The 26,203-nt window shown below is 61.5% G+C and carries 22 protein-coding genes; 8 read left to right on the top strand and 14 right to left on the bottom strand.

The features are described from left to right. Positions 1–274: 274 nt before the first annotated feature. Genes P0Y65_03340 through P0Y65_03325 form a run of 4 tightly spaced genes read right to left on the bottom strand, consistent with a single transcriptional unit; the run spans position 275 to position 4,349 of the window. Complete coding sequence (locus P0Y65_03340) at positions 275–1,114, bottom strand: DeoR/GlpR family DNA-binding transcription regulator (protein ID WEK05307.1); 840 nt, start codon at positions 1,112–1,114, stop codon at positions 275–277. A 29-nt stretch (positions 1,115–1,143) separates the two neighbouring features. Further along, complete coding sequence (locus P0Y65_03335) at positions 1,144–2,193, bottom strand: ABC transporter permease (protein ID WEK05306.1); 1,050 nt, start codon at positions 2,191–2,193, stop codon at positions 1,144–1,146. 9 nt (positions 2,194–2,202) lie between these two features. Continuing rightward, positions 2,203–3,720 (bottom strand): sugar ABC transporter ATP-binding protein, encoded by a 1,518-nt coding sequence (locus tag P0Y65_03330; GenBank protein WEK05305.1) that lies wholly within the window; start codon positions 3,718–3,720, stop codon positions 2,203–2,205. After that, positions 3,717–4,349: a DUF2291 domain-containing protein gene (locus P0Y65_03325; GenBank protein ID WEK05304.1), complete on the bottom strand. Its 633-nt coding sequence runs from the start codon at positions 4,347–4,349 to the stop codon at positions 3,717–3,719. Before P0Y65_03325 ends, P0Y65_03330 begins: the two co-directional genes overlap by 4 nt. Before the next feature lie 354 nt (positions 4,350–4,703). Here P0Y65_03325 and P0Y65_03320 point away from each other — a divergent pair, with 354 nt between their 5' ends. The 4 genes from P0Y65_03320 to P0Y65_03305 are packed head-to-tail and all read left to right on the top strand — an operon-like array spanning position 4,704 to position 8,861. Continuing rightward, on the top strand, positions 4,704–5,456 hold the full coding sequence (locus P0Y65_03320) for a transketolase (protein WEK06716.1): 753 nt from the start codon (positions 4,704–4,706) through the stop codon (positions 5,454–5,456). Continuing rightward, a complete protein-coding gene (locus tag P0Y65_03315) occupies positions 5,456–6,412 on the top strand; it encodes a transketolase C-terminal domain-containing protein (protein ID WEK05303.1) in 957 nt (318 codons plus the stop codon). The genes P0Y65_03320 and P0Y65_03315 overlap by 1 nt, the downstream gene beginning before the upstream one ends. Continuing rightward, positions 6,409–7,884 carry an FGGY family carbohydrate kinase gene (locus P0Y65_03310; protein WEK05302.1) on the top strand — a complete coding sequence of 492 codons (1,476 nt, stop codon included), beginning with the start codon at positions 6,409–6,411 and terminating at the stop codon, positions 7,882–7,884. Before P0Y65_03315 ends, P0Y65_03310 begins: the two co-directional genes overlap by 4 nt. Then, complete coding sequence (locus tag P0Y65_03305) at positions 7,881–8,861, top strand: TIM barrel protein (GenBank protein ID WEK05301.1); 981 nt, start codon at positions 7,881–7,883, stop codon at positions 8,859–8,861. Before P0Y65_03310 ends, P0Y65_03305 begins: the two co-directional genes overlap by 4 nt. A gap of 74 nt (positions 8,862–8,935) precedes the next feature. Here the strand turns inward: P0Y65_03305 and ugpC are convergent, their stop codons facing one another. From ugpC to P0Y65_03280, 5 genes are all read right to left on the bottom strand, one after another. After that, positions 8,936–10,018 (bottom strand): sn-glycerol-3-phosphate ABC transporter ATP-binding protein UgpC, encoded by a 1,083-nt coding sequence (ugpC, locus tag P0Y65_03300; GenBank protein ID WEK05300.1) that lies wholly within the window; start codon positions 10,016–10,018, stop codon positions 8,936–8,938. 6 nt (positions 10,019–10,024) lie between these two features. Then, positions 10,025–10,852, bottom strand: a complete 828-nt coding sequence (locus P0Y65_03295) for a carbohydrate ABC transporter permease (GenBank protein ID WEK05299.1) — start codon at positions 10,850–10,852, stop codon at positions 10,025–10,027. Further along, positions 10,849–11,739: a sugar ABC transporter permease gene (locus P0Y65_03290; GenBank protein ID WEK05298.1), complete on the bottom strand. Its 891-nt coding sequence runs from the start codon at positions 11,737–11,739 to the stop codon at positions 10,849–10,851. The genes P0Y65_03295 and P0Y65_03290 overlap by 4 nt, the downstream gene beginning before the upstream one ends. Before the next feature lie 69 nt (positions 11,740–11,808). Continuing rightward, positions 11,809–13,098 carry an extracellular solute-binding protein gene (locus P0Y65_03285; GenBank protein WEK05297.1) on the bottom strand — a complete coding sequence of 430 codons (1,290 nt, stop codon included), beginning with the start codon at positions 13,096–13,098 and terminating at the stop codon, positions 11,809–11,811. A 58-nt stretch (positions 13,099–13,156) separates the two neighbouring features. Continuing rightward, positions 13,157–15,466 (bottom strand): family 78 glycoside hydrolase catalytic domain, encoded by a 2,310-nt coding sequence (locus tag P0Y65_03280; protein WEK06715.1) that lies wholly within the window; start codon positions 15,464–15,466, stop codon positions 13,157–13,159. Between the two features lie 199 nt (positions 15,467–15,665). Between P0Y65_03280 and P0Y65_03275 the strand changes: the two genes are divergently transcribed. Next, a complete protein-coding gene (locus P0Y65_03275; protein ID WEK05296.1) occupies positions 15,666–16,697 on the top strand; it encodes a LacI family DNA-binding transcriptional regulator in 1,032 nt (343 codons plus the stop codon). On the opposite strand, the gene P0Y65_03270 is transcribed toward P0Y65_03275, so the two are convergent. The 5 genes from P0Y65_03270 to P0Y65_03250 form a co-directional block, all read right to left on the bottom strand. Next, entirely contained in the window at positions 16,694–19,825 is a 3,132-nt protein-coding gene (locus tag P0Y65_03270) for an EAL domain-containing protein (GenBank protein ID WEK05295.1), read from the bottom strand. The two genes, P0Y65_03275 and P0Y65_03270, sit on opposite strands and share 4 nt — an antisense overlap. A 228-nt stretch (positions 19,826–20,053) precedes the next feature. Continuing rightward, a complete protein-coding gene (locus tag P0Y65_03265) occupies positions 20,054–20,941 on the bottom strand; it encodes a polysaccharide deacetylase family protein (protein ID WEK05294.1) in 888 nt (295 codons plus the stop codon). Between the two features lie 10 nt (positions 20,942–20,951). Continuing rightward, entirely contained in the window at positions 20,952–21,857 is a 906-nt protein-coding gene (locus P0Y65_03260; protein ID WEK05293.1) for a polysaccharide deacetylase family protein, read from the bottom strand. A gap of 8 nt (positions 21,858–21,865) precedes the next feature. Further along, entirely contained in the window at positions 21,866–23,173 is a 1,308-nt protein-coding gene (locus P0Y65_03255) for an amidase (GenBank protein ID WEK05292.1), read from the bottom strand. Beyond that, complete coding sequence (locus P0Y65_03250; GenBank protein ID WEK05291.1) at positions 23,170–23,385, bottom strand: hypothetical protein; 216 nt, start codon at positions 23,383–23,385, stop codon at positions 23,170–23,172. Before P0Y65_03250 ends, P0Y65_03255 begins: the two co-directional genes overlap by 4 nt. 65 nt (positions 23,386–23,450) lie before the next feature. On the opposite strand from P0Y65_03250, the gene P0Y65_03245 reads away from it, so the two are divergent. The 3 genes from P0Y65_03245 to P0Y65_03235 all read left to right on the top strand — a co-directional run bounded on the left by P0Y65_03245 (position 23,451) and on the right by P0Y65_03235 (position 26,203). Further along, positions 23,451–24,485 carry a DMT family transporter gene (locus tag P0Y65_03245; GenBank protein ID WEK05290.1) on the top strand — a complete coding sequence of 345 codons (1,035 nt, stop codon included), beginning with the start codon at positions 23,451–23,453 and terminating at the stop codon, positions 24,483–24,485. Between the two features lie 92 nt (positions 24,486–24,577). Beyond that, a complete protein-coding gene (locus P0Y65_03240) occupies positions 24,578–25,264 on the top strand; it encodes an isochorismatase family protein (protein ID WEK05289.1) in 687 nt (228 codons plus the stop codon). 75 nt (positions 25,265–25,339) lie between these two features. Continuing rightward, positions 25,340–26,203: a D-N-carbamoylase gene (locus tag P0Y65_03235; protein ID WEK05288.1), complete on the top strand. Its 864-nt coding sequence runs from the start codon at positions 25,340–25,342 to the stop codon at positions 26,201–26,203.

Genomic DNA, 26,203 nt, shown 5'->3' with positions numbered 1-26,203 from the left:
CGGTTCGCAATCACGGCCTTTTCGGCTGCTTCGTATTTTTTGCGTTTATTGAAGATTGCAAAGGAAGCACAAAGAGTCAATTCGTCTCGACATGCTTTGGCCCCAGACGAGCGCGATTCACGCATCTCGCCCGGAGGTGACACTCGATGCTAACAGTCTGCTAGCCAATAGCGGGGTTGGTGACCATGGATCGACACTGGTGCGACGGCAAAACCAGCCGTCCGGCAGCCGGATCGCGAGAAGTCGTCCAGCATGCTGGCGGGGATCAGACCGCCTATTTGGCGATAATGACCTCTATGCCGCGCCGCTCGAATTCTGCCCGATCTTCGTCGCGAATGCCATCATCGGTGATGAAGCCGCCGATCAGATCGATCGAGCCGAGCGAGGAAAACGACGTCCGGCCGATTTTTGTACTGTCGGCCACGAGATAGACCTTGGAAGCCGCCTTGATCATGGCGCGCTTGACGTAAAGGTCTGCCATCGCCGGAAAAGTCAGCCCAGCCTCGAAGGACACCGCTGCCGTCGCCAGGAACAGTTTCTCGGCAAATATGCCCTCGAAAAAGTCACCCGATTTTTCCCCGGTCACCGAAAGCGTCGGCGCCTTGAACAGCCCGCCCGACAGATGCACCTGCATCGACGGCAATGCCCCCAGCGTCAGCGCAATATTGATCGCATTGGTGATGACATTGAGCCCGTCATGCCCGGTCAGGTTGTTGGCGATCTCGGTCGTCGTCGATCCGGAGTCGAGGATAATGGTCTCGCCATTATGCACTAAACCCGCGGCAGCACGGCCTATTTTCTTCTTGCTGTCCATGTTGGACAGGTGCTGCAGCGACATCGACTGCACCTGCGCCGGCACCGATTTCAGATACGCCCCGCCATGCTCGCGCACCACGAAACCATCATTGTCCAGCCGCTCGAGATCCTGCCGGATCGTCGCTTCCGATACCGCAAAGGCCACCGACAGATCGCGCACCCGCGCACTGCCTTCCTCTTGCAGCCACTCAAGAATTTTCATCCGCCGCGGTTCGGCCAGCAGGTTCTGTCGCGATGCATCCGCCTGGGGCTTGCGCCCCTTGCGCCTGGTCTCGCCTGCTGGCTTGGTCTCGGCCAAATCCTTGACTCCTCGGGTAAACCTGATTGCTAGCCCTGACGAGTGTTGGCGGCAAGCCTGCGTTGCAACTGATCGAGCACGACGGCGGCGATAATCACAAGTCCTTTGATCACCATCTGCCAGAATTCGGAAACGCCCATCATCACCAGCCCATCGCTGAGCACGCCGATGACAAAGGCGCCGATGATCGTCCCGCCGATCAAACCCCTGCCACCGCTCAGAGAAGTCCCGCCCAGCACCGCCGCTGCGATGGCATTGAGCTCGAAGGTTTCCCCACTCGCCGGATGCGACGCCACCAGCTGCGACGAGACGATCAGCCCCACCACCGCCGCACAGAATCCGGAAATCATATAGACCGCGATCTTGACCCGATCGACCCGCACCCCGCTCAGCGCCGCCGCCCGCTCGTTGCCACCCACCGCATAGACCTTGCGGCCAAACGGCGTGCGCTGCGCCACATAGGCCGCGATCAGCGCCATCACGACGAGGATCAGAACCGACACCGGAACGCCCAGCACATTGCCCGAACCGATGATCGGATAGCCCTGGTTTTCCAGCTCCGGCTTGCCGACCAGGTTGGAAAAAGTCGCCCCGCCCGACAGTAGCAACGCCGCGCCACGCGCTACATAAAGCGTTCCCAGTGTTGCAATAAACGGCGCCACCTGTAGCTTGGTTATGAGAAATCCATTGACCGCGCCGATCGCTGTGCCCACCGCCAAAGCAATCAGGATGACTTCCACAACATTGGGATAGATCACCACGCCCAACATCGGCAGCGGCATGCCATGCACCAGGAGCCCACCCGCCACCATGCCGGTCAGCCCCACGATCGAGCCCACCGAAAGATCGATGCCCCCGGTCAGGATCACATAGGTCATGCCGATGGCCAGGATCGCGTTGATCGCCACATGCTTGGAAATGATCACCGCATTGGCCACCGACACGAAGTTCGGCGCCATGAAGGCAAAGAACAGCGTCACCACGATAAGCGCGATGAACGTCCGCAATTTCAGGATCAGCATCAGGGCCGATTGATTGCCGGTCGGGCCAGCTTTGGCAGTCGCAGTTGCAATGGACATCTTGGCCCCTCAGGCAGCGGATTCGAGTTTGGTTGTGGAAGCGCGCACCAGCGCCTCGTCGGTCGCCTCTTCGGCGCGCAGGTCGGCGGTGATCCGGCCATAGGCCATAACCAGGATGCGGTCGGCCACGGCGTGGGTCTCCTTGAGATCGGAGGTCGTGTAGACAATGGCGAGCCCGCTGTCGGCCAGGTCGCGCATGGTCGAAAACACCTCCGCCTTGGCGCCGATATCGATGCCGCGGCTGGGCTCGTCGAGCAGCAGCACGCGCGGCTCGGTAAGCAGGCTCTTGCCGATCACCACCTTCTGCTGATTGCCACCCGACAGCGAGGTGATCGGCGCATCGGCACTGGATGTCTTGATGTGAAGCTGGCTGATAACCTCTTGCAGCAGCGGCTTTTCTGCCGATTTCGAGATCGACAGGAAACGCGTGAACCGCCGCAGGCTGGCCAGCCCCAGATTGCCGCCGACGCTCAAATTCTGCACCAGCCCGTCGCGCTGCCGATCCTCCGGCACCAGCAACAATCCTTCTTTCATCCGGCGATTGACCGAGTGCCCCGCCAACTCGCGCCCGTCGAGCCTGACCGATCCCCGGGCACCCGCCCGCAGCCCATAAAGGCTTTCGAACAGTTCCGTGCGCCCGGCTCCAAGCAGCCCGTAAATGGCGGTGATTTCACCCGTGCGGAACGACACCGACACATCATCCACTGCCAGCCCCGCCCCGCGCCGCGGCAGCGAAAGCTTGCTGACTTCGAGGATTGCCGGACCAGCCGGCGCCGCTGGTGGGCGCTTCGCCACCACCTCGCCGGCGCCCAGCATCTTCTCGATGATCCAGGGAATGCTGACCTGCTCGCGCCGCGCCGTCGCCGCCAACCGCCCATCGCGCAGCACGGTGAAATGATCACCGATGCGGATCAGCTCCTCCAGCCGATGCGAGATATAGATGATCGCGACCCCGGCACGCTTGAGCTCGCCAATCACCTTGAATAGCACTTCCACTTCCGAGGCCGACAGCGCCGATGTCGGCTCGTCCATGATCAGGATACGCGCATCCTCGGCCAACGCCTTGGCAATCTCGACGATCTGCTGCTGGCCAATCATCAGGTCCGCCACCAGCGCATCGGGGTCGATTTCATGCTCCAGCCGCTTCAGCAGTTCAGCTGTCCGCGCCTTCTGCGCCGCCCGGTCGATATGAAACCCCGCCCGTGTGATGTCGCGTCCGAGAAAAATATTTTCCGTCACGCTCATGTTCGGACAGAGATTGAGCTCCTGGAACACGATGCCAATGCCCTTGCTGCCCGCATCGCGGATCGACGAGAAACTGACCTTCTCACCAGCCATGATGATCGTGCCCAGCGTCGGCCGTTCCACCCCGGCCAGGATCTTCATCAGCGTCGACTTGCCCGCGCCATTCTCGCCGATCAGCACATTGACCGCGCCTTCATGCACGTCGAAATCGACATCCTGCAGAGCCACGGTGCCCGGAAAGGCTTTGGTGATGGCACGAGCACTCAGGACCACCCCGCTCATGGCGCAGCCTTTTCCAGCACCACCGGCGTCACCAGCACCTTGTCCGACGCACCTGCCATGCTGATCGAGCCGGTGAAATTGACTGTATCGCCCGCTGCAATCGCCTCGACATTGTCCGCAAAGCCCACCAGTGCCAGTGCCGTCAACGCCTTGCCGGCATTGGCATATTCGATCTGGTTGGTGAAATCCTTGAAAGCAACGAAGGGCAGCGCATCACGCACCGCATTGCCCCGGATCACCGGCCCGATCTGCAGCACCACCGGCTCAGATAGCCCCTCGACCGTCACCTCCAGCGTCCCCGCCCGCGACTCCGTATTCTTCGCCGCCACCGTGCCGGATCCGGAAACGATAAAGCTCCACGGCGATCCCTCACCGGCGCGATAACCGAAAGTTTTCCCCGCCTCCGCCAGGTCGCCTACAATCGCCGGAACGACATCGACAACCGGCCGCGCAGAGGCGCTGAAATGCGGCAGCACTTGGGACGTCCAGATCCCATCGGCATAGGCCGCGGCATCAAAACCCGCCGGTTCAGCCGCATTCTGGTCGGCAATAGCCACGATTTTGCAGCCCGCCAGCGGCCAAGCTGCGGCAATTGCCAGGACCAGACAGGCCAGGCGCCGATTGAACATCGATAAACTCCTCGTCTCGCATCAGCACGACCATTCGGTTCATTGCGATTTTTTGCGATTTCATCCTTGTGAGCAGAAAACAGACCAGTGTCAATGCTCAAACAAATTGCCTACGGCTTGATAATGCGCGATATTCCGAAGCGTATCAGTGCGTTATGAAAATCCGCAGAAATCGCAAATTTTCTCATTGCGGGTGATTTCCGTTGGCGCTAGCTTGCCACCAACACAGCCGAATGGCTTCCGCACCCCGTGCGACAGGAAAAGCAAGTGTCCCTCACCGCCCCCGATCGCCGCAACGATACCGTTGCTACCATTGCAGAAAAGGCGCTCTGGATCCGCCGCCGCAGTTTTCAGATGGTCTATGAAGCCCAGCAGGGTCACCCCGGCGGCGACTTCAGCGCCACCGACACCCTGGCCACCCTCTACTTCGGCGTCATGCGTTACGATCCGGCCAAGCCGAACGACCCGGCCCGAGATCGCTTCGTCATGAGCAAGGGCCACTGCACCGGCGCTTTCTATTCCGTCCTGGCCGCAGCCGGTTATTTCCCCGAAGCCGACCTCAAGACCTATATGGAGCCACTGAGCAAGCTCAACGGCCACCCCAATCGCAACTACCTGCCCGGCGTCGAAACCAATACCGGCCCGCTTGGCCATGGCCTGCCGGTTGCCTTGGGCATTGCCATTGCCGGACAAATCGATAGCAAGGATTTCCGCACCTTCGTTTTGACTGGCGACGGCGAATTGCAGGAAGGCAGCAACTGGGAGGCCGCCCTTACCGCTGGCCATCGCAAGCTGGAAAACCTGACGCTGATCATCGACCGCAACCGCCTGCAGCAAGGCGCGCGCACCGAGGAAACGGCCTCGCTCGACCCGCTCGATGACAAGTGGCGCGCCTTCGGCTGGCATGTCGAAAGCGTGGATGGCCACGATCACCAGCAATTGCTGGACGTGCTGTCTGCCTCCCCCAAGGGCCGCGGCAAGCCGCTCTGCGTCATCGCCAATACCTTCAAGGGCAAGGGCGTCAGCTTCATGCATGACAATGTCGCCTGGCACCACGGCGTGCCGACCAAGGAACAATACGAACTAGCCATGGCGGAACTGGTCTGATGAGCGCTGCAGCCCCCAACAAAGCCGGTATGTTCGACTGCCGCGACAGCTTTGCCGCCACCATTGAATCCCTGGCCGAAGCCGATAGCCGCATCGTTACCGTGGTCAGCGACAGCGTCGGCTCGTCCAAGCTCGGCGGCTTCAAGAAAAAATGGCCCGAGCGCATGGTCAACGTCGGCATAGCGGAACAGACCGTGGTCGCCGTCGGCGCTGGCCTTGCCAATGGCGGCAAGATACCCTTCGTCTCTGCTGCGTCCTGCTTCTTGACGGCCCGCTCGCTCGAACAGATCAAGGCTGACATTGCCTATTCCAATGTCAATGTGAAGCTGATTGGCCAGTCCTCTGGCGTCGCCTATGGCGAGCTTGGCCCGACCCATCATTCCATCGAGGACATGGCCTGGTTGCGCCTCCTCACCAATCTCACCATCATCGTCCCGGCCGATCCCTGGCAGACCGAACAGGCCATCCGCGCCGCTGCTGCCCTTGACGGGCCTGTTTATGTCCGCGTCAGCCGCATGCCGGTGCCGGCCCTGGACCGCAGCGCCGCCAGCTTCGAGATCGGCAAGGCCGAGACGCTGGTCGAGGGCACGGACGCCACCATCATCGCCAATGGCACCATGGTGCATCGCGCTATCGCGGCAGCAAAAACCCTGGCCGCCGAAGGCATTTCCACCCGCGTCGTCAACATGGCGACCATCAGCCCGCTCGATGAAGCCGCCATTCTTGCCGCAGCCGAAACCGGCGCCATCGTTACCGTGGAAGAAGGCAATATCCGCGGCGGCCTCGGCGGCGCAGTGGCCGAAGTGGTCACGGCTAACGACCCGGTCCCCATGCGCATCCTTGGCTTCCCCGGCTTCGTCCCTACCGGTTCGGCAGAGTTCCTGATGGAGCATTTCGGCCTGACCGAAACTGGCATCGCCGACGCGGTCCGCCAGACCGCCGCGCGCAAGAAATGACCTCGGCCGGCCTCGTCCTCGCCATCGATCAGGGCACGACCAATACCAAGGCACTACTGGTCTCGGCCGATGGCCGCGTCCACCATCAGGCCTCCGTGCCCAATGTCGTGACCTATCCCCAGCCTGGCTGGGCCGAGCAATCGGCCGACGAATTGGTCAAGGGCGTCAACAAGGTCATCGATGACGTGGTCGCCAGGGCCAATGGCGCGGAAATCCTCGCCGTCGCCATTTCCAATCAGCGCGAATCCATCGTGGTCTGGGACGCCGCCAGTGGCGAGCCCATCGGTCCCTGCGTCATCTGGCAATGCCGCCGCTCCGCTCCAAAATGCGATGCTTTGCGCGACGGCGGTCATGCCGCTCTGATCGAGGGGTGTACTGGTCTGGCGCTCGATCCGCTCTTCCCCGCCGGCAAGATAGCCTGGCTGCTCGACAATATGCCCGGCGCCCGCGAACGCGCCGAGCGCGGCGAATTGCGCGCCGGCACCGTCGATAGCTGGCTGTTGTGGCACCTGACCGCGGGCGCCGTCCACGCCACCGACCATTCCAACGCCTCGCGTACACAGCTGTTCAATACCGAAACCCTGCAATGGGACAGCGAGCTGGCGCGCCTCTTTGACGTGCCCCTGTCCCTGTTGGCTGATGTGCGGTCATCGGATTCCGATTTCGGCCACGTCGCGACCGGCCCGCTCGCCGGCATTCCCATTCACGCCATGATCGGCGACTCCCATGCCGCCCTTTTCGGACACGGCGTCCGTGCGCCCGGCACGGTCAAGGCGACCTACGGCACCGGCACCTCGCTGATGACGCTGACGCCCACCCGCGTCCTGTCGAAACACGGCATTTCCAGCACCATCGCCTGGAGCCAGAACGGCAAACCCGTTCACGCGCTTGAAGGCAATATCTCCGTCTCCGGCCAGGCCGCCGCCTTCATGGCCGAACTGCTCGGCCTGAGTGACGCCGCAGCCCTCTCAGCGCTAGCCGAAAGTGTTGGAGACAGCAATGGTGCCGCCTTTGTGCCGGCGCTCGTTGGCATGGGTGCCCCCTATTGGCGCGCCGAAGCGCGCGGCACCGTCACCGGTCTGGCGCTGGGCACCAGGCCCGCCCATCTCGCCCGCGCTGCGCTGGAAGCCATCGCCTTCCAGGTCAGCGACGTTTTCAACGCCATGGAGCAGGATATGGGCGCGCCCATGGCCGAACTGCGCGCCGACGGTGGCGCTTCGCGCAATCCATTCCTGATGCAATTCCAGGCCGATATCCTGGGCCGTTCCGTCGTCACCGCCGCCGCCCCGGAGGTGAGCGCCCTCGGCGCTGCCGCCCTCGCCTATTCCGGTCTCGGCATCGACATGACGCCGGTGCCGGCGGCCGGCCGCCACACACCCAAAATGGCCGAGAAGGACCGCGCCGCGCATCAAGAGCGCTGGCGCACGGCCATCACCCAAACACTGACGACACATAACGGAGGAAACCTATGAGCACCCAGCGTTACGGCGCCGGCATCTGGCACTTCGCCACCTATCTCGACCGCTACGCCACCGACGGCTACGGCGCACCACGCAATATCATCGAGGCCATCGATATTGCCGGCCAGGTCAAGGATCTCTCGGTCGTCGACCTCAACTGGCCCTATTTCGGCGGCGAATATTCCAACGACCAGATCAAGACGGCGCTTGATCGCAACAATCTGGGCGTCATCGGCATCACGCCCGAGATCTACACCCGCGACTTCGTCAAGGGTGCCTTCACCAATCCCGACGCCGGAATCCGACGCAAGGCGCATGAACTGGTTACGGCCGCCTGCGATGTCGTCCGCTTCCACAAGGCGGACTATGTAAAGCTCTGGCCCGGTCAGGATGGCTGGGACTATCCTTTCCAGGTTGATTATTCCACCCAGTGGCAGCGCTCGCTCGATGGCGTCGGCCAGCTGGCAAGCGAAAACCCGGACCTAAAATTCGTCATCGAATACAAGCCGCGCGAGCCGCGCGTGCGCATGAGTTTTGGCTCGGTCGCCCGGACGATCCTGGGCATCGAGAAGATCGGCCTGCCCAATATCGGCATCCTGCTCGATTTCGGTCACGCCATCATGGGCGGTGAGTCAGCCGCCGATTCCGCCCAGCTCGCCATCGATTATGGGCGTCTCTTCGGCATGGATGTGAACGACAACTACCGCTCCTGGGACGATGATCTGGTGGCCGGCTCGCTCCATCCCATCGAGCTGTTCGAGTTCTTCTACGTGCTCAAGAAGAACAATTGGGAGGGCGTCTGGCAGCTCGACCAGTTCCCCTTCCGCGAGGATAGCGTTGCCACGGCCACCCATGCCATCGATTTCCTCAAGGCCGCCGGTCGTGGCCTCGACAAGCTCGATATCGACGCGCTCCGCGAAGCCCAGAGCCGCCATGACGCCATCGGCGCGCTCAAGATCGCCCAGAAGGCCCTGTTCACCTCCTTCTGAGATCGACATTGCCGACATCGAAAAAGGGCGCCGGAAGGCGCCCTTAATTATTGATGAGACAACGAAACATCAGGTTATGCCGGATGGCGTGCCTTGCCCTCGGCATCGAAGATGATCGCATTCTTCGCATCAAAAGCCAGCGGCAGCGTCTGCCCGACGGTCAGCTCGTGATCGCCATCCAGCACCGCCAGCCATGAAATGCCGGTGGCCAGCGCCAGATTGACATTGGTTTCATTGCCCAGGCGCTCCACCAGCTGGATCTTGCCGACAACGCTCCCGGTCGAGGGAATGGTCAGCGCATGCGGGCGAATGCCCAGCGTCACGCTGTCCCCTGCCTTGAGCCCGGCTCCGTCCGCAGCGACGACGATCGGTGCCAGATCCTTGCCCGAGATCGTCACGCCATCGGCAGCGATACTATCCACCTGCACCGTCATGAAATTCATCTTCGGCGAGCCGATAAAGCCAGCTACGAAGAGGTTTGCCGGTCGCTGGTAGAGCTCGATGGGCGACCCCACCTGCTGCACCACGCCACCATTGAGCACGACGATCTTGTCGGCCAGAGTCATGGCCTCGACCTGGTCATGCGTCACATAGATCATCGTCGCACCGAGGTCGGCATGTAGCTTGGAAAGTTCCATGCGCATGTCAACGCGCAACGCCGCATCAAGATTGCTCAGCGGTTCGTCAAACAGGAAAACCTCCGGCTGCCGCACAATAGCGCGGCCAATGGCAACGCGCTGACGCTGACCGCCCGACAACTGGCTTGGCTTGCGCTCGAGCAGATGTTCCATCTGCAGGATGCGCGCAGCGTCGCGGATCTTCTTGTCGCGCACCTCCTTGGGCGTCCGTGCGAGCTTCAGTCCAAAGCCCACATTGTCGTAAACCGTCATATGCGGATAGAGCGCATAATTCTGGAACACCATCGCAATGCCGCGATCGCGCGGCTCGACAGCGTTGCAAAGCTTATCGGCGATATAGAGCTCACCGCCGGTGATATCTTCCAGCCCGGCAATCATGCGCAGCAAGGTGGACTTGCCACAACCCGAAGGTCCGACGAAGACGACGAACTCGCCGTGCTCGACCGACAGGTCAACGCCCTTGATGACCTCCACTTCGCCATAGCTCTTGTGGAGCGATTTCAGTTCCAGTCCGGCCATGGTCGACTATCCTTTGACGGCGCCTGCGGTCATTCCCGCTACGATCTGCCTGTTGAAGAACAGGAAGACGATCAGCGGCGGAATGGTGATCAGCAGGATATTGGTGAAGAGCAGATTATAGCTGGTGCTGAACTGGCTCTGGAAATTATAGAGCGTCAGCTGCACGGTCGCATTGGCATTGCCCGGCAGATAGTAGAGCGGATTGGTGAAATCGTTGAAAATGCCCACCGACTGCACCACGATATTGGTCACGGTCACCGGCCACAGCAGCGGCAGCACCACGCGGAAAAACACGTCCAGCGGCCGCGCCCCGTCGATCACCGCCGCCTCGTCCAGCTCACGCGGAATGGTGGCGATGAAGGCGCGATAGAGGATGATCGAGAAGGGCAGATTATACGCCACTTCGATCAGGATCATGCCATGCAGCGTGCCGAAAAGCTTCAGCCCCTGCAGCAGCCAGATCGTCGGCACCACGGCTGGGGGGATCATCAGCCCGGCCAGGATCAGGAACTCGATCAGCCCGTTGAAGCGCGTCTTGCGCCGCGCCAGCACGAAACCAACCATGGCCGCAAAGACGATCAGCAGCGTCACGCTGACCACGGTGATCAGCGACGAATTGATGAAAGCGGTGATCATCATCCAGTTTCGCGTCTTCACCACTTCGACAATATTGTCCCAGAGGTGAAAGCCGGCTGGCCAGGAGAAGTCGCGCAACGCCGACTGCTGGCGATCCTTGAACGCCATCAGGATGATGAACAGAAAGGGGATAACAAAGACCACGAAAGTGGCCGCGATGGCGGCCGCGCCGCCGATGATCGATTTGCGGGACTTCATTCGTGACCCTGCTTGCGATTGAGGAACATGGTCAGCGGCACGACCAGCACGGCGATCAGCACGAAGAGCACCACATTGCCGGCCGTCGACAGGCCATAAAAACCAGCCTGATACTGCTTGTAGATCACAGAGGCGACGGTATCGGAGGCAAAGCCGGGTCCGCCCTTGGTCATGGCCCAGATGAGATCGAACGTACGCAAGCCGCCAATGAAACTCAGCGTGATGACAGTCGCCGTCGCCGGACGGCTCAGCGGCAGCGTCACATAGAAGAAATTCTGTAGGCTCGTCGCACCGTCAATGCGTGCAGCCTCATAGTAGTCCTTGGGGATCGCCACGAGACCAGCGATATAGATGACCGTGGCCAGTCCCACGCCCTTCCACACATCGACCAGCGCCACCGAAAACAGCGCCAGCTTGGGATCGACCAGCCAGCCCGGTCCCTGAATACCGAGCGTTGCAAGACCCTGGTTGATCATGCCGACCGTGGGATGCATCAGCACGGTAAAGGTCATGCCCACGCCGACGGTCGACACCAGCACCGGAAAAAAGATCACCGAGCGCAGATAGCCGCGCGCCACGATCTGACTGGTCAGCATCAGCGCCAGTAGCATGCCGAGCACGACCTTGAGACCCGAGGTGATCACCGCATAGATGACGGTATTGACCAGGCCCTGGATCAGGAAAGGCTCGCGGAAGAACTGCGCGAAATTCTCGAAGCCGATGAAGACGGAGTCAAACAGCGTCCATCGCGTCAGGCTGAAATAGAGCGACGCAAAGGTCGGCGCCAGGAACAGCACGGCATAGATGGCCGCTGCGGGAGCATAGAACCAGCCAGGATAGAGCGACCGGCGCCGGGCCTTCATCGCGGGAACAGCGGCAGCTGTCATGGAAAACCTCGTAATGCGTTGTGGCTTCGGAGAGCAAACCCTCCGAAGCCTCTGCATGGTCAGAGACGATTACCAGCCTTCGAGGCCAAGCTGCTGAGCCTGCTTGCGCACGTCTTCATCATAAAGCGCGGCACCTTCTGCTGCCGGACGGATGCCCGAACCGACTTCGACGGTGATCTGCTCGAGGGCCGGGCCCTTGATCGGCGACAGGAATTCGAGCGCCGGAGCGTTCTGACCGCCTTCCTGGAAATAGGGCAGCATGTCGGACACGGCCGGCGGCACGTCGGCAGGCAGTTCGCAACCGGCGATCATATAGGGACCGGTAGCGCCGACGGCTTCATTGCGAATATCGCAACCGGCCGGCGAGCCGATGAAGCCGACAAAATCCTTGGCCAGATCCGGGCTTGCCGTGGTCTTGGCGATATAGACCGAGTCCGGCATCCAGGTGGTCAGGCCATTGCTGTCGGCGCTGTCGCCCGGCTGGGCAAAGAAACCGACATCCTGCAGATGATCCGGCTGGGTTTCGGCAATGGCACCAATGCCGAAGGTCAGCATGGGATAATGCGCACCTTCGCCGGTGGCCACCATGCGGATACCATCGGGATAGGTCGCCGCGCCAAAGTCGGCATTGAGATAGCCGGCCTCGAACACATCTTGAAGACGGTCGAAGCCCTTTACGGCAGCCGGGCTGGTCGCGAACTTGGCTTCATTGGTGGTGAACTTCTCGGCGAAGTCGGGTTCGGCAGCCAGGACGTTGAAGAAATCGGCCAGGACGAACAGCTGGCTGGTCCAGCTTTCGCCATAGGTCTGGATCACGGCAACCTTGCCGGCCGCTTTGATCTTCTCGTTATTGGCCATGAACTCGTCCCAGCTCTTGGGGATTTCGAGACCAAGCTCTTCGTAGATCGGCTTGTTGTAGAAGATGCCGCCGCCCATGGCCGGAGCGAAAGGCGTGCCATAGACTTCCCCGCCAGCCGAAACGACGGTCTTGAAGCTGTCCTGGATGCCTTCCTGCCAGGCCTCGTTGGTCACCGGCAGCAGGTTCTGCACCGGATTGATCGCCTGGAACAGCGAGCCGGAATTGTAGAAGAACACGTCCGCCATCGCGCCGGTCGCCAGGCGCGTCTTGACGATATTGTCGCCTTCACCGCCACCGGGACGCACTTCGATGTCGATGGTCACATCGGGATTCTGCTCGGTATAGGCAGCCACCCAGGCCTCGGCCACGGCCACCGACTGCGGGCCGTTGTCGATCAGGAACGACAGGTAGCCGGACTGCTGGGCATTGACGGCATTGGCCGTCAGCATCATGCCCAGCACGCTGGTCCCCATCAGGGCGAAAAGTCTGGTCTTCGTCATAGTCTACCTCCCAGTAGGCCCGTCATGCGGGCAGGTCAAAACACTCGAAATCTGCGTCTTATGGCGTGTTGGCGTTCACCAGCGACTTGTGGCGCTCCTCGCGCTTTGGTGCGGTGTAGTTGAAATGAACCACATGCCTGCCAGCAGTAAGCGCCTGATCGCCGCCGGCTGCAATCGGCTGCCCGTCGAGCGTGGCATCGCGATAGCTTTCGGCCAGGCGCAACACACCAACACTGCCCTGCGGCACTTCGATCTCGTAGCGCACCGCCTCGCCTTCGATCGCCCATTCCGCCCGGATCAGCCCGGCCGGACTATCGTGGTGGGCCTTGACCGGCGACAGCTCGGGCAGGACGATCGGCTCGAAGATCACCGTCTTGAAGGCCGGATCCTTCTCGTCCGGCCGGAAGCCGGCGACCCCTTCGAGCAGCCACTGGCAAACGGCGCCATAGGCATAGTGGTTGTATGAGTTCATCTGCGGATTGTAGATCGAGCCATCGGCCTGGATGGCGTCCCAGCGCTCCCAGATCGTGGTTGCGCCCATCTTGACCTGATAGAGCCAGCCCGGGACTTCTTCCTGCAGAAACACGTCGCTGACGAGGCCCCACTCACCCACCTTGACCAGTGCTGGCAGCAGCGCCGGCGTCCCGATGAATCCAGTGCCGATGCGGCGGTCCGCACGGTCGATCGTGCCCTTGAAATATCGGGTCGCCGCCGCAAGCTTCTCCGCCGGGATCAGGTCATGCACGATGGCGAGCGCATAGGATGTCTGGTCATCATAGGCCAGGCGCCCCGAGGCCGTGATGAACTCGCTGGCAAAAGCGATCCTGACCTGTTCGGCCATGGTCGCAAGGCGTTGAGCCGTCGCAGTATCACCAACGATACGCGCGATCTCGGCCACCGACTTGGCAGCGATATGTAGATAGATCGTCGCGGCAGCATCGTCGCCAATGGTTGGCAACGGCTTGGCGCTCGGTCCTTTGGGCTGCAGCCAGTCGCCAAAGGAGAAGCCTCGATCACCCCATTCGCGCGGCGGCGAGACAATCGGGCCATCGCTGATCGACCAGACGAAATCGACCCATTTGATCATTGCCGGCAAAGCTTCGGCCAGAAAGTCGGTGTCGCCATAGTGCAGGTAGAGCTGCCACGGCACGACATAGACGGCGTCACCCCAGCCGGTCGAGCCATAAAAGCCCGGATAATGCTCAGGCTGCAGGCGCGTCGGATCTGGCACCACATGCGGCACCGCGCCGTCGGCGCGCTGATCGACCATCAGGTCGCGCATCCACTTCTGGAAGAAGCCCTGTGCTTCGGCCAGATACATGGCCGTGCCGGCAAACACCTGGGCGTCGCCGGTCCAGCCCAGGCGCTCATCGCGCTGCGGGCAGTCGGTCGGCACTTCGATAAAATTGCCACGCTGCGACCAGACCGTATTGAGGAACAGCCGGTCCACCAGCTTGTTGCCGGAAGTAAAGCCCGACTTGACCTCGGTCACCGAACTGATCGGCACCGATATCACGCCGCTGACCTCGGCCTTGCCCTCAATGGTGATGCGGGCATAGCGGAAGCCATGGAACGTGAAATGCGGACGGTACGTCTCCTCGCCCTGCCCGGCCAGCGTATATTCGGTGCGGGCCTCGGCCGTGCGATAATTGACGTTGTAGAAATTGCCGTCCTTGTCGAGCACTTCGGCATGTTCGACACTGACCTTGGTGCCCGCTTCGCCCCGCACGCGATAGGCGATATAGCCGCCCACATTCTGCGCGAAGTCATAGACCACACGACCTTCGGCATCGGTCCATTGCTTGACCGGCTGCAGCACATCCAGCTCGCGGACAGGCGTCGTTTCATGCGCGACAAGGCGCGAGACGTCGAAGCTGATCGCCTCGCTGCCATCGCTCACCTCTGCCGAAAGGCGGGCGTCGTAGATCTCGCCGAAATAGATGCCCGACTTGCGGATCGGCAACTCGCCGCTCTGCCAGGAGCCATCGGTGACAAGCACCAGCTCATCGCCCGAACGCAGTTCCGCAATGGCAGCGGTCTGCTCGCCATAGGTGTTGTGGATCGGAAACTTGCCCCACATCAATTGCGACCGCAGCCAGCCATCCGCCAGCCAGATCTCGATCGTGTTCTCGCCTGCCACCAGCAGGTCAGACACAGCATAGGTCTGATAGCTCAGCCGCACGTCATAGCTGGTCCAGCCGGGCGTCAGGATGTCCCTGCCAACACGCTTACCGTTGATGAAGCAGATGTAGAGACCCAGCGCGCTGATGCGCAGCGTCTCATCGCCCTTGATGGCATCGATGGAAAAACTCTTGCGGAGGAAAGAGGCAGGCGTGCCGACACCACGATCGCTCTGGGGGCGCACCATCTCGGCTGACCAGGCGGCACGCGACAACTTACCCTTGGCGTCATGAAATACTACTGCGTCTGACACGCGAACATCCTCCCATAGAAACTGGTATGCCAGTTGTAAACTGTTCTACGTGTAGCGTTCTACATTTTTGATCCGTTGGCAATAGGCAGCCGCTAAAATATGTGACAAGACGGTTGCAGTTGAGGGAAGCAGCATGAATGACGCCAAGACGCCGGCCCGTGATCAGCGCGTGACCATTCGCGAAGTCGCGCTGGATGCGGGTGTGTCCGTTGCCGCGGTTTCCAAGGTCCTGCGCGATGCCTATGGCGTCAGCGACGCGCTGCGCGCCAAGGTGCGCCACTCCATGGACAAGCTCAATTACCGCCCGCTGGCCTCGGCTCGCGGCATGCGCGGCCGCACCTATACGCTCGGCCTGATCTTCCCCGACATGCGCAATCCTTTCTTCGGCGACATCTTTGCCGGCGTGAATTCGGCGCTGGAACGAACGCAATATCAGGCCATGCAGGGCATTGGCATTACGGTACAGCCCCTGACCGAAGCGATGATCGATCGACAGATGGACGGCATCATCCTGATCGGCCCAAACGAGGCCCGCGAGACGCTGATCGACATCGCGCAGCGCAAGCCGCTTGTTGCAATCGGCCACCACGATGAGGAAGGCACCCTGCCCTTCGATACCGTCAACAATAACGATCAGCTCGGTGCCCGCCTGGTGGTCCGCCACCTGGTAGGAAATGACTTCCGCAAGATCGCCATGTTCAGCCTGACCAATCAGCCATCATCCGTGGTCCGCCAGCGCGAGTTGGGCTACCGCATGGAGATGATCGACCAGGGCTGCGGCGACGCGGTCAATATCGTGCGCTCCACGCAAGTGACCCGCGATGTGCAACTGGCCATTCGCCGCCTGCTGGAAAGTCCCGAGCGGCCCGAGGCCATCTTCTGCTGGACCGACCTCATGGCCTTCGAGGCCATCAGCGTGGCCAATGAAATGGGCCTGCGCGTCCCCGATGACGTGGCCATTGTCGGCTATGACAACACCATGTTCTGCGACTTCGCCCAGAACCGGCTGACCAGCGTGGATCAGTCCGGCGAACTGCTGGGACTGCAGGCTGCACGATTGCTCATCGAACGTGTCGAGGGACGCAGCGAGAGCGAGCAGTTCATCGTCACGCCGCGCATCGTCGGCCGCAACAGTTCACGCCGGCGCATCACTAACGCGGACTAGCTGGCCTTGCGCACCGTATCGCGGTCGATGATCTGCGGCCGGCCCAGATAATAACCCTGCGCTTCATCGCAGCCCTCTGCCAGCAGGAAATCGAGCTGTTCGGGCGTTTCGACGCCCTCGGCCAATACCGGCACTTCAAGACCGCGGCCCAGTTCGAGAATGGCGCGCACGACGGCCTTGGCCTGCTTGCTGGTTTCCACTTCCGACATGAAGCTGCGATCGAGCTTGATCTTGTCGAAGGGGAAGGCCCGCAGGGTCTCGAGCGAGGAATAGCCGGTGCCGAAATCGTCGATGGCGATGGTAACGCCCAGTTCCTTGATCTGCCGCAGCGTGTTGAGCGCCCGCGCTTTATCGCCGATAATCGCGCTCTCGGTGACTTCCAGCTCGAGACGCCATGGATCGAGCCCGGAAACGGTCAGTGCCAGTTCGACCATTTCCACCAGATTTGCGCTGCTAAGCTGAACCGGCGAGATATTCACCGCCAGCTTGATGCTGTCGTCCCAGTGCACCGCCTCGAGGCAAGCCATTCGGAGCACCCAATCGCCGATCGACAGGATGGCACCGCACTCTTCGGCAATCGGGATGAAGTCCATTGGCGGCACCAGGCCGCGCTCGGGATGCTGCCAGCGCAGCAGCGCCTCGTAGCCGATCGTCTGTCCCGTCTGCACCGACTTCTGTACCTGGAAATTCAACAGGAGTTGGTCTTTGGCCACCGCGTCCCACAGATCGCGGGCCAGAATCCGTCGGTCGCGAGCGGCCTCGTCCATGTCGGACTCGTAAAAGCAGAAGCGCTCGGTCAAATTGCCCTTGGCGCGATACATCGCCATGTCGGCATTGCTGATCAGTTTCTCCGCCGACCCGCCGTCGTCGGGATAGACGGCGATGCCGATGCTGGCGCCGATCGAGACTTCGTTGCGATCGATCTGGAACCGACGCTCCACTGCAGCTTCCAGCCGCTCGATAAAGGCAAAGAGTTCGGCATCAGTGCGGAATGTCTTGAAGGCGGCGAATTCGTCGCCACCAAAGCGTGCCGTGAATTCACCATCCTGCAGCGAGCTCGAAATGCGGTCCGCATAGCTTTTGAGCACCGTGTCACCCACGCCATGGCCCAACTGGTCGTTGACCTCCTTGAAGCGGTCGAGGTCGATGCCCAGCACGGCCACGCGCTGGCCATCCCCAGCCCGATCAAGCGTCGTCTGCAGATGATTGGTGAAACTGCCGCGATTAGGCAGGCCCGTCAGGCCATCATGATGCGCCATGAAGTGGATCTGGCGTTCCGACTGCTTGCGTTCCGAAATGTCCTCGAAAGTCGAAACCCATGCACCGTCACCGGCATCACGATGCACGATGCGGATCGACTTGCCGCCAGGGAAATCCTGGACGATCTCGCCGTTGTCTTCGCCGGCGATCAACCGTCTATGCAATGCATAGGCCTCATCCAGAAGGTTCGGGTCGACTGTCGCCTCGCCAGTCAGAAACTTTGCCAGGTCATGCAGGCCAAACCCGTTCACCCCGACATTCGCAGGAATGCCGAGAATATCCTTGAGCTGGCCATTGGCCACAACGATCCGCTCATTGGCGTCAAACAGCGCTAGTCCCTGGCTCATATGCGCCAGAGACAGCTCCAGATTGCGCTTGGCCGTCTCGATCTGCTGGGCGTCTTCATGCTGACGGGTGATATCGCGCGTGATCTTGACGAAACCGACGAGCGCGCCTTCATCATCGCGGATGGCTTCGATCATCACCTGGGCCCAGAATCGCGAGCCGTCCTTGCGATAGCGCCAACCCTCCGTCTGGAACTTGCCCTTCTCCCGCGCTTCGGCAATTGCCAGTTCGGGCAGGCCCGCAGCCTGGTCCTCCATGCTGAAGAATTTCGCGAACGACTGGCCTATGATTTCCTGCGCGGAATAGCCTTTGTTGCGCACCGCGCCAGCATTCCAGCTTGCCACCAGGCCATTGGGATCGAGCATATAGATGGCGTAGTCGGTGATCGATTGAACCAACATGCCAAAGCGCTTCTCGCTTTCACGAGTTTCCGCGCGCGCCCGTTCGCTTTCGGCTTCCTGCGCCAGCCGATCGCGAATGTCGCGAATGGCCAGCACCTCGGTTGTGCCGCCCTCCAGTTCCGCTTGCTGGCTAACCAGTTCAACATCGACAGCGAGCCCATCAGCTGCCTGCAACGTCGTGTAAAAAAACTGCCCCGGTTCTTGACGAGCCTTTTCCAGCATCTCGATCGAAAAATAGCGCTCGACCGGGGTCTCCAGTAGCGCCTCGCGATCCGCACCGACCAACATGGCAAAGCTGGCATTGGCACCGCCGATAATGCCATCACGCACGATGACGAGGCCCTCCATGGCCGCATCTGCCAGGCTGTGCAGGCGCATCGACTCCATCATCCGGCGTTGCACATCCCTTGTGTCGAGCAACAATGCCAACAGCGCAGCGCCGAGGATAAAGGCACTGCTGAGCGCCACGCCTGTCGCCACCCATCCCGTGTGCAATGCATCAAGCGAAGCAATGGCGTAGCAATTGCTGAGGTCAACGGCACCCATCGCCGTGAAGTGCAGCGAAACGATCGACAGCGTCAGAAGCGCCGACGCCCCGAAGCGGACCCTCAGGGATGAATTGATGGCACCCACCATCACCGCCATTGCCGCAAGCCCGGCTGCGAACAACAGGGAGAGGTTCACCAGGCCCACGTCCCAACCGATGACGCCGCCGACCTCGATCGCGCTCATCCCGGTATAGTGCATGGCGGTGATGCCGAGGCCCACGACAATGCCACCCAGCAGACGATCCGCGCCATTGGTCCCGTAAGCGGCCATGGCAAAGCCGACGCCGCTGGCAACAATGGCGATCAGCAAGGACGAAAATGTCCCCAGCGGCTCATAGCCAATGGCAAAGTCAGGCCGATAGGCCAGCATGGCAATGAAATGGGTCGACCAGATGCCAAACCCCACAGCCAGCGCCGCGACAGCGATCCAGATAGCCCGGCGCGACCCGACAATCCTGCGCGCCCGATCAACCAGCGCAATTCCAGCAAAGGACGACACGGCGCAGACGGCAGCAGCGAGGCTAACCAGCCACAAGTCGTGCTCGAAAAAGAGCGTGGTGAAAACTGTCGTCATTTGCGCTGCAAGCCCTGTGCGAAGTCATCTGCTTCAACAGAATGCTTCTGCATTCCGGCTTGCCAGCGCCGGGCGCGAGACACGCCGTCCCTGCCCAGCCCTCAGACCAGCACGTAAATCTAGTCCTGCAATCGGTAAGAGACTGATAAGACCCGAATTAATATCCCAAGGAATTCCGAGAGGAGTGGTTTTCCAAGCCGAACCAGTCGCGATCGATCGGTTGGCCTCTCAAATTTGGTCGCGATAGGCGTCGACGATCTCGGATGCCGTCGCGAACCACACTTTGCCGCTTGCCTTGGCCTGCTCGAGAAAGCTGCGGATGTATTTCGCGCGTAGAGGCTGACCCGACACATTGGCCTGCAGCCCCAGTGTCATCACCATTCCGGACTTTTCGCCATCGGCAATCAGGGTTTCGAGATGGTCTTCCAGCGCCGCGGCATACTCCCAAGGTGTGTGACTCTGTGCCTGGATGACCGCAGCATCGGAGGTTTCGACGCTGTAGGGCACCGCTGACAGGCGTCCCTGCGGCACGCTGAAGTCATAGGGCTGATCGTCATTGCCCCAGTCCAGCGTATAGTCATAACCCAGCTCGGCCAGCAGCTTGACGGTGCGAGCAGACTCGCTATTGCCGGGCCCCAGCCAGCCACGCGGCGCCGTGCCGGTCGTCTGGCGGATCGTCGCCAGCGAGCCTTCGAGATAGGTGCGTTCATCGGCCTCGCTCATGGCCGAACTCACCGCTTGAGTGACCTTGGCGCCATGCCCGACCAGTTCCCAGCGGCGCTTGCGCGCCTCTTCCACCACCCGTGGCGTCCGCGTTAGCAGCACGTCGCTGATCGGCATGCTCGCCTTGATATCCAGAGCGTCGAGAATGCCCATCAAGCGAAACACACCGACACGCGTGCCGTAGTCGCGATGGGTGAAACCGACCAGGTTCATCGGATTGATGGCGAGATCGCCATAGTCGACGTTGACCACCACGGCCATGGCGACACTGGCGCCATTGGGCCACTGCAGTTTCTTGCGCTGCGGCAGCGCGGAAAAACCATAGAGGTCATGGTCCATCTGCGTGACAGGATTGATCGAGCGGCTGTTGTAGTTCGGGGCTAGTTCAGTCACGGCCGTCTCCTTACGCTGCAACCGAGGCGGCGGGCGCCAGGCGCTTGCCGAAGTGATTGGCATAATACCAGTCTGCAATGTCGCCGGCCGTGGCCTGCCAGACGCCGCTATGGCCCAGAATGTGCTCTAGGGCCTTGCGCAGGTATTTGATGCGCGACGGCGCCGCCACCGCAAAGGGATGAAGGCAGATCGCCATGACCTTGGGCGCCGTGGCACCCTCCTCATACAGCATGTCGAACTGATCGGTGATAAAGCGCCCGAAAGCCTCAGCCGTCTGGGCTTGGCCACCCAGCGCCACACCGGAATTGACCTCGAAACTATAGGGCAAGGTGATGAGCTTGCCGGAGGAGACATTGACCTCAGTCGGCTCGTCGTCATGGAACATGTCGGCCCAGTATTTGACGCCGGCCTCTGCCAATAGGTCAGGCGTGCGCGCCGTCGTGGTCAGCGCCGGCCCGAGCCAGCCGCTGATCGTCTTGCCGGTCGCCTTGCGGACGATGGAAATGACCTCGTCGATCATCTCGCGCTCCATGGCTTCGTCCATGCCGAAGGCGAAGCGCGTGTTGTAGAGCCCATGCGACTGGTAGTCCCAGTTCCGCCTGGCCATTTCCTCCGCGATCAGCGGATGATGCTCGAAGACCGCAGCATTGACCGAGGCCGTGGTCTTGATATCGAGGTCATCAAACAGCTCGAACAGGCGCCAGAGGGCAACACGATTGCCATAGTCGCGGGCCTGGAAGGCCCCGATATTGGGGGCGGCGCTGGGATAGGGGCTGCGCAGCGGATTGGGCGGCGGCAGCCATTCGAGATATTCGACATTGGGCACGATGAAGACCGCGATGCGGGCATTGCCCGGCAGGGTCAGCGGCGGCCGATCGATGATGGCAGAATAGGGATAGCGGTTCAGATCGGACATGGGGTTTCTCACGCTGGAAGGTCGAGGCGGCCGAGCACGGCTTCGGCAGCAATGGCCGCCTGGATGACGAGATCGTCACGGCCCGGCGGGCCAACGATCTGCAGGCCCAGCGGCAGGCCGTTGTCGGCAAGGCCGCAGGGCACAGTGGCTGCCGGAAAGCCGAGCAGGCTCCATGGCGTCAGCAGCGAAGCGTTGCCGGTGCTTTCTAGCCCTTCTGGCGCCGGAGCCGGCGTGGTCGGCATGACCAGTACATGATGGGCAGCAAACAGCGGCATCATCGCATCGCGCAGCATGCGACGCGCTCGCAATGCCTGGAGATAATAGCCGGCCGGCACCAGCGAGAAGGCCTGTGACAACGTCATGTGGCGCTCGGACATGGTGTCGGCATGCTTGTCCATGCGTGGCGCGTGATAAACCGCCATCTCGGTGCTCATGATGAGATGATGGATTGAGGCATGCGCCGAAAACAGCGACGGCAGCCGCGTCTCTGCAAGCGCAATGCCGCTATTGCTGAGACGATCGATGGCACCATTGACCACCGTCACCGTATCGTCTGCCGAAGTCTCGAAGAAGAAATCGCGCAGAATGCCGAACTTCCAGCTCTCCGGGGCTGCAAATGCCGGCTTGGGTGCACGCGCAATGGCGCGGTAGATCAGGTCGAGGTCACTGGCCGACCGCGTGATCAGGCCAGGATGATCGAGCGACCAGGACACCGGCAGCAGGCCCGTACGGGCGAAGGCGCCATAGCTGGGCTTGAGCCCCGCGATGCCATTGTAGGAGGCCGGCCGCAGATTGGAGCCGCCGGTCTGGGTGCCGATCGTCGCCGGCACCATGCGGGCGCCCACGGCAACGCCCGAGCCCGAGCTCGAGCCGCCGCCGGTATGCTGCAGGTTCCACGGATTGCGCGATTCCGGCGGAATTCCCATGCCGGCAAATTCGACGGTTTCGCATTTGCCCAGGATGATCGCGCCGGCCTTTTTCAGCGCCGCCACCACACCACTGTCTTCGTAGGTGGCGGAGGGGTCCATGGTCTTGGAATTGGCCAGTGTCGGCATGCCCTTGGCGTGGAAGACATCCTTGATGCCGATCGGTACGCCATGCAGCGGTCCGCGCAGCTTGCCGGCCCTTGCTTCGGCAGCCATGGCCTTGGCATCCGCCAGAGCGACATCTCGGTCCACATAGGCCCAGGCGCGCACCTCCGGCTCGCGGGCGTCGATCCGTTCGAGCAGGCCGGTCACTGCCTCGACGGGATCGAGGGTCTTGTCGGCAATGCGGCTGGCCATTTCACTGGTGGTGAGATCGATGACGTCGCTCATGACAACGCCTCCAGGTCGATGTCGATATTCTCGCCAAACAGCGGCTCGACCTCGTCGGGAATATCGAGGGCGCCGACCACGGCCATGGCCTTGGCGATGGACTGCAGTTGCGGCTCCATGCGCGCGGCGCTGGCATCGCCCCAGACAAGCACCGCATTCTGCGAGAGGTAGTTGTAGGCCTCCTCGAAGGAGACTGGAGGCTTGAGCCGCACGGGCATTCTCCGGATTTTTGTGATCGACTGTCGGCAGTGTGGGTCGATGCGGCGCGGCAGCGCCAATGACCATTTCTCAGCCGGCCAATGAGCGCGCTTGCGGCGCCGACGATGAGCTAGGCTCATGCCGGCTCGGACTTATTCTCGTTTCCCGCGTGCCGGCGGGGCTGACAGTCTTGGCTGTCTCCAAACCCTATCCGCCAGGCCACATGACACTTCGCGACTGGGCTCTCGTCATCCTCGTCGGCTGCCTTTTCGGTAGTTCCTTCCTGCTCATCGCCATTGTGCTGGAGGAAGTGAGCCCGCTGACCATTGCCGCCGGACGGTCGCTGGTGGCGGCCCTCGCCTGCTGGACATTGCTGCTGCTGTCGCGAAAAGCCTTGCCGCGCGACCGCTCAACCATGCTCAAGCTCTGCCTCCTCGGCCTCTTCAGCTACGCCCTGCCCTTCGTGCTGATGCCGATCAGCCAGCGCTATGTGTCGACAGGCATTGTCGCGATCATCAACCTGCTCCTGCCGATCGCGACGCTGGCCGTGTCACATGCCTGGCCGGGCGGTCCGCGGGCCACGCGCACCATGGCAATCGGCGCCGGCATCGGGCTTGTCGGCGCGGTTGTGCTGGCCCTGCCATCGCTCACCGGTAGCGAGGAGGGTCAGTTGCTCGGCATTGCGCTGTGCCTCTGCGGCACGCTAATCTTTGCCATTTCCTTCAACGTGACACGTAGCTTTGCCGGTACCGACCCACAGGTCATCATGACCTTCGCCATGACCGGCGCTGCGCTGGGTGCCCTGCCCGCGGCCCTTCTGATCGATGGCCTACCAAGCGTTGCCAATGTCTCGACCTGGTGGGCCTGGGTGGCGCTGGGACTGTTCCCCACGGCCCTCAATTTCCAGATCATGTACTGGATGCTGCCCAGGGTCGGCGCGACCAATTTCGCCACCAATACCTATATTTCCCCGATCGTTGCGCTCGTGCTCGGCTGGGCCCTGCTGGGCGAGACGCTGCAGCCCATCCAGGCTCTCGGCATGGTCATTGTCGTGGCCGGCCTGCTCGTCATGGACGGGCGCCTTGCCAGTTGGATGCGCCGCGCCAGGGCGTGAACATTTCTCATCCAGAGCGGAAGAAATCCCCACTGGCGAGCCAATTAGGCCAGGGTTAGCGTCAAATCAGCAAAATGGATGGAGACCTCGTTATGGCCGTATGGGACGCATTTCTGACGGAAGACGACAAGAAGGTTATGGCCGCACGCAAGCCGCGCACGCCACATGGCCCCGGAAACAAGGTCGCCCTGCTGCTGATCGACATGCAGACCACGGCTATGGGTCACGACAAGCCGATCTACGAGCAGCTCGACGAATATTCGGGCGCCTGCGGCCCACACGCCTGGAAGTCCGTGCCCTATCAGCAGAAGCTCCTGGCCGCCGCCCGCGCTGCTGGCGTCCCGGTCATCTACTCCAAGCATGTCTTTTACGACTATACCGGCCTGCCCGCTTCCGATCCGTCAAACAATTTCAGCCACCTCAATTCCAAGTCGGAAATCCCGGTCGAAGTGGCCATGCAGGACGGTGAATACTTGGTCGAAAAGCAGACCCCGAGCTGCTTTGTCATGACCAACCTCCCCCTGATCCTGCGCAATCTCGGCGTTGACGGTCTGCTGGTGGGCGGCAACAGCACCAGTGGCTGCGTCCGCGCAACCTGCGTCGATGGCGAAGCCCATGGCTACAAGATGAGCGTCATCGAGGAGGCCGTGTTCGACCGTATCGAACTATCCCACGCAGCAGCGCTCTTCGACATGGCGTTCAAGATCTGCGACGTGATCGATACCGAAAAGGCGCTCGACATCATTGGCCCAGCCAAGGCGGAAGCTCAGGCCGCCTGATCCTCTCGGCATCGCCAGCATTTCGCGGCTCGCGTCAGCGCGGGCGCGATTTCTCATACCCTGAAAGTCGTCACCATGCTTGTTGCTGCCTTGCAGATGGGGCCCGCCGGCGCCTCCATTGCCGAAACCACCGATCGCATCCTGGCATTGATTGACGAGGCCGCCGATGCTGGCGTGACACTCGGCGTCTTGCCCGAACTGGCGCTTACACCCTATTTCGCGGCCGAAGTGCACAGCAATCTCGACGCCTGGGTAAGCGAAGCCGAAAATCAGGCTGCGCTGGCAACCATCATGGCCCGAGGCCAGAAGCACAACATGTCGCTGGTCGTCCCCTATGCCGAGCGCAGCGGCGGCGACCTTTTCAATTCCATGGCCTTTATGCACCGCGGCGGCAACCACGCCGGCACATTCCGCAAGATGCACATCCCTGGCGAAATCGAGCCCAGGCCCGATGCCAAGATGACCATCCTGGAGAAGCGCTACTTCAAGCCAGGCAATCTCGGTTTCGGCGTCTATGACGTCGGTGACATCAAGATCGGCGGTCTGATCTGCTACGACCGCCGCTTCCCCGAAGCCTATCGCTCCCTGTCAATCAACGGTGCCGATGTCATCGCCGTCGGCTACAACACGCCCGTCATGGCCGGCAATACGCTAGCTCAGGCCCGCAAGGCTTCCGATCTCGCCATCACTGCCGGCGCCTATTACACCGGAACCACAATCATAGCCGCCGGCAAGGCGGGCAAGGAAAACGGCGTGCGCTTTATCGGCCACTCCTTCGTCGTCAGCGCCGAGGGCAAGGTCCTCGCCCGCGCCAAGAGCAATCACGACGAAGTGGTGCTGGCCGAGATTGATCTCGAAAGACAGGCCAGGGTGCGCGAGCGCTGGGCCTTTGAGCGCAACCGTCGCCCCGCCGACTATGTCCTGACCGAAGCGCGTTGA

It is taken from the genome of Candidatus Devosia phytovorans (genome assembly GCA_029202405.1).
Classification (GTDB): Bacteria; Pseudomonadota; Alphaproteobacteria; order Rhizobiales; family Devosiaceae; genus Devosia; species Devosia phytovorans.
Note: the sequence above shows the minus strand (reverse complement) of the source record. Positions and strands in the feature narration are given on the sequence as shown.